This is a genomic window from Kocuria tytonicola, assembly GCF_003687455.1.
Lineage (GTDB): Bacteria > Actinomycetota > Actinomycetes > Actinomycetales > Micrococcaceae > Kocuria > Kocuria tytonicola.
Genome location: NZ_PHOA01000140.1, coordinates 1 through 4375, shown reverse-complemented (window position 1 = coordinate 4375; position 4375 = coordinate 1). Strand labels below are relative to the sequence as shown.

2 protein-coding genes are annotated in these 4375 nt (G+C 69.7%); both read right to left on the bottom strand.

Annotated features, from left to right (window positions below):
- Positions 1-583 (bottom strand): GDSL-type esterase/lipase family protein (locus tag CWC38_RS11025; RefSeq protein WP_121846773.1); only part of this gene is annotated, 583 nt, incomplete at its 3' end.
- Between the two features lie 134 nt (positions 584-717).
- Positions 718-4375 (bottom strand): multifunctional oxoglutarate decarboxylase/oxoglutarate dehydrogenase thiamine pyrophosphate-binding subunit/dihydrolipoyllysine-residue succinyltransferase subunit (locus tag CWC38_RS11020; RefSeq protein WP_121846772.1); only part of this gene is annotated, 3658 nt, incomplete at its 5' end.

Genomic DNA, 4375 nt, shown 5'->3' with positions numbered 1-4375 from the left:
GCTGCAGCCAGTCGTACCAGCCCCGGTGCAGCACGAGCCAGGCCATGAGCCCGTAGCCGGCCTGGCCGGGGTTGCCGTGGTTGGCTGCCAGGTCCTTGCGCCACTGCTCGTGGTGCTGCAGCGGGTTGAAGGTGTCCACGTACACGTGGTTGCGCCGTGTGGTGACGTCACCGTAGGCCGCGGAGAGGTCCGCGATCTTCCGGTTGCGCTGCGGGTCCAGAGTGGGGGGAGGGCCCACCACCAGCACCTTGACGTTGTTCTGGGTGGCCTGGTCCACGATGTTGGCCATGTTCAGCCGGGACCGGGCGGACGTGATGCCCAGGTCGATGTCCAGCGCGGAGGGGGCGATCACGAGCCGGTTGTCGCACGCGGGGTCGAAGCGGCGCACCGCCTCGTCGAGCCAGCGCTCGTTGAGGGTTTCGCTGCCCTCACCGGGTGCCGCGAGGTTGTAGGCGTCCACGGGGACCACGTCCCGGGGTGTGCGGGCCATGACACGGCCGAACCAGCCGAGGGCACGGGGGTCGTCCACCCCGGCCAGCAGTTCGTCGCCCACGGCCACAATGCGGATCCTGCGCTGGTCCACTCTTCAACATCCTTCGCTCTGCTCATGTGCCCCGGGGGCCGTCCTGAGACGGCCCCCGGGCGGGTCAAGATCCGGCCGCTGCGGCCGGCGGGTGCTCCCGGCCGTGGGGGACGGCAGGGAGCACCGGTGACGGGTCACTCCCCGCGGTCGAACGCCTGCTGCACGAGGGTCTCCAGCTCGGCGGCGTGGCGCTTGGAGGAGCCGTTCGCCGGGGACGCGGAGGCGGGGCGGGAGGCCAGGGTCACCTGGCGGTCCAGCTGCGGCACCAGGTTCACGGCCATGAACGGCCACGCCCCCTGGTTCGCGGGCTCGTCCTGCGCCCAGATGATCCGGGCCTGCGGGTAGCGCGCGAGCTGCTCCTTGATCTCCTCCGCGGGCAGCGGGTAGAGCTGCTCCACCCGGACGATCGCCGTGGAGTGGTCGTCGGACTTCTTCCGCTGGGTCTCGAGGTCGTAGTACAAGCGCCCGGAGACCAGGATCACGTCCGTGACCTTGGAGTCGTCCAGGTTCGCGACGTCCGGGATGACGGTGCGGAAGTTGCCCTGCGTGAACTCCTCCACCGGGGAGGCCGCGGCCTTCAGGCGCAGCAGCTGCTTGGGTGTGGCCACGACCAGCGGGCGGCGCGGCCGGGAGTAGGCCTGGCGGCGCAGCAGGTGGAAGTGATTGGCCGGGGTGGAGGGCTGGGCCACGATCATGTTCTTCTCGGCGCACAGCGCGAGGAAGCGCTCGATGCGCGCCGAGGAGTGGTCCGGGCCCTGACCCTCGAAGCCGTGGGGGAGCAGCAGCACCATGTTGGAGCGCTGACCCCACTTCTGCTCCGCCGAGGAGATGAACTCGTCCACGATGGTCTGCGCACCGTTGATGAAGTCGCCGAACTGCGCCTCCCACACGGTGAGCGCCTCGGGGCGCTCCACGGAGTAGCCGTACTCGAAGCCCAGCACCCCGTACTCGGAGAGCAGGGAGTTGTAGATGGAGAACCGGGCCTGGTCCGCGGAGAGGTTGTTCAGCGGGGTCCACTCCGCACCGTTCTCGGCGTCGAAGAACACGGCCTGGCGCTGCGTGAAGGTGCCGCGGCGGACGTCCTGCCCGGACATCCGCACGGGCACGCCGTCCATGAGCAGGGAGCCGAAGGCCATGAGCTCGCCCATGCCCCAGTCGATGCCGCCCTCGCGGGTCATGTCCCGGCGCTTCTCCGCGAGCTTCTTGAGCTTGCGGTGCATGGTGAAGCCCTCGGGCATCTCCACGTAGGCGTCGCCGATGCGCTGGGCGGCCTCGGGGGAGATCGCCGTGGACTTGGGAACGGACACCCCGGAGTCCGCCTGCTGGGCGGAGGGACGCTCGATGTTGGCGATCGCGGCGGCGTCGCCGGTGACCAGCGGGACCGTGGAGTTCTGGGCCTCGTGGGTCTCCGCGAACACCCGCTCCAGGCGCTCCTGGTAGTCCTTGAGCGCGCGGTCCGCCTCCTCCTGCGTGATGTCCCCGCGGCCCACGAGGTTCTCGGTGTAGACCTTGCGGGTGGAGCGCTTGCCGTCGATCAGCGAGTACATCAGCGGCTGGGTCATCGAGGGGTCGTCGCCCTCGTTGTGCCCGCGGCGGCGGTAGCACACGAGGTCGATCACGACGTCGTGGTGGAACCGCTGGCGGTACTCGAACGCGAGCTGCGCCACGCGGGCCACGGCCTCGGGATCGTCCGCGTTGACGTGGAAGATCGGCGCCTGCACGGTGCGGGCCACGTCCGTGGAGTAGGTGGAGGTGCGCCCCGCGGAGGGCGCGGTGGTGAAGCCCACCTGGTTGTTGACCACCACGTGGATGGTGCCGCCCACGGTGTAGCCCTCGAGACCGGACATCTGCATGACCTCGTAGACGATGCCCTGGCCGGCCATGGCGGCGTCGCCGTGGACCTGGATGGGCAGCACGGGGAACTCGCCGTTGCCCTCGGGCCCGGCGCCCAGCACGTCGGTCTTGGCGCGGGCGATGCCCTCGATCACGGGGTCCGCGGCCTCCAGGTGGGAGGGGTTCGCGGCCAGGTACACCTGGGTCTCGTTGCCGTTGTCGGACGTGAACACGCCCTCGGTGCCCAGGTGGTACTTGACGTCGCCGGAGCCCTCGGAGGCGCGCGGGTCCTGGCTGCCCTCGAACTCGCGGAACACCTGCGCGTAGGACTTGCCCGCGATGTTCGTGAGCACGTTCAGGCGCCCGCGGTGGGCCATGGCGATGCCCACCCCCGCAAGGCCCGCGTCCGCGGCGTCGGAGATGATCGCGTCCAGCAGCGGGATCAGGGACTCGCCGCCTTCCAGGGAGAAGCGCTTCTGACCCACGTACTTGGTCTGCAGGAACGTCTCGAAGGCCTCGGCCGCGTTGAGCCGCTCCAGGATGTGGAACTGCTCCTCGCGGGCGGGCTTCTGGTAGTCACGCTCGAGCTTGGACTGGAACCACTCGCGCTGCTCCGGCTCCTGGATGTGCATGTACTCCACGCCCACGGTGCGGCAGTAGGCGTCCCGCAGCCGCCCCAGGATCACCCGCAGGGTCAGCAGGCTCTGCCCGCCGAAGCCGCCGGTGGGCCACTCGCGCTCCAGGTCCCACAGGGTGAGGCCGTAGGTGCGGATGTCCAGGTCCGGGTGCTTGCGCATCACGTACTCGAGCGGGTTGGTGTCCGCCATGAGGTGCCCGCGCACACGGTAGGAGTGGATCAGCTGCTGGATCCGGGCGACCTTGTTGATCTCGATCTCGGGGTTGACCTGGTTGTCCACGGCCCAGCGGACGGGCTCGTAAGGGATGCGCAGGGCCTCGAAGATGCGGTCGTAGAAGTCGTCCCCGCCCAGCAGGTAGTGCTCCACGAGCTTGAGGAACTCGCCGGAGCCGGCGCCCTGGATCACGCGGTGGTCGTAGGTGGAGGTCAGGGTGATGACCTTGGAGACCGCGTTCTGGGCAATGGTGCGGGGAGAGGCTCCCTTGTACTCGGCGGGGTAGTCCAAGGCGCCCACGCCGATGATGCACGCCTGGCCCTTGGACAGCCGCGGCACGGAGTGCACGGTGCCGATCCCGCCCGGGTTGGTCAGCGAGACCGTGGTGCCGGAGTAGTCCTCCATGGTGAGCGCGCCGCTGCGGCCGCGCTTGACGATGTCCTCGTAGGAGGTCCAGAACTCCTGGAAGGACATGGTCTCGGCGGCCTTGATGCTGGGCACCACCAGGTTGCGGGAACCGTCCTTGTTCGGGATGTCGATCGCGATGCCGAAGTTCACGTGCGCCGGGTGGATGGCCGCGGGCTTGCCGTCCGAATCGTCGTAGATGACGTTCATGGACGGGAAGTTGGACAGCGCCCGGATCACGGCGTAGCCCACCAGGTGGGTGAAGGAGACCTTGCCGCCACGGTTGCGTGCCAGGTGCGAGTTGATCACCATGCGGTTGTCGATCAGCAGCTTCGCCGGCACGGCCCGCACGGTGGTGGCGGTCGGGACGGTCAGGGACGCGTCCATGTTCGCGGCCACGGCCTTGGCGGGTCCGCGCAGCTTCACCACGGTGTCCTCGGCGGGCTTCTCCTTGGCGGGAGCGCCCCCCTTGCGGTCCTCCGGCTGGGCGCGGATGGGGCGCTTCGCGGCGGAGCCCTCTGCGGTGTCTGCTTCGCTGTCCACGCCCTCGGGACGTCCTTTCGCCTTGGCGCCGGTGGCAGCGGGAGCCGGTGACTCGGCCCGCTCCGGCGTGCTGCTGGTCTTGGTGCCCGCCGCGGCCGGTGCCTTGGTGGTCGCCGCGGCGTCCTTCGCGGGGGCGGCCTTGCGAGCCGCGGGACGGGGC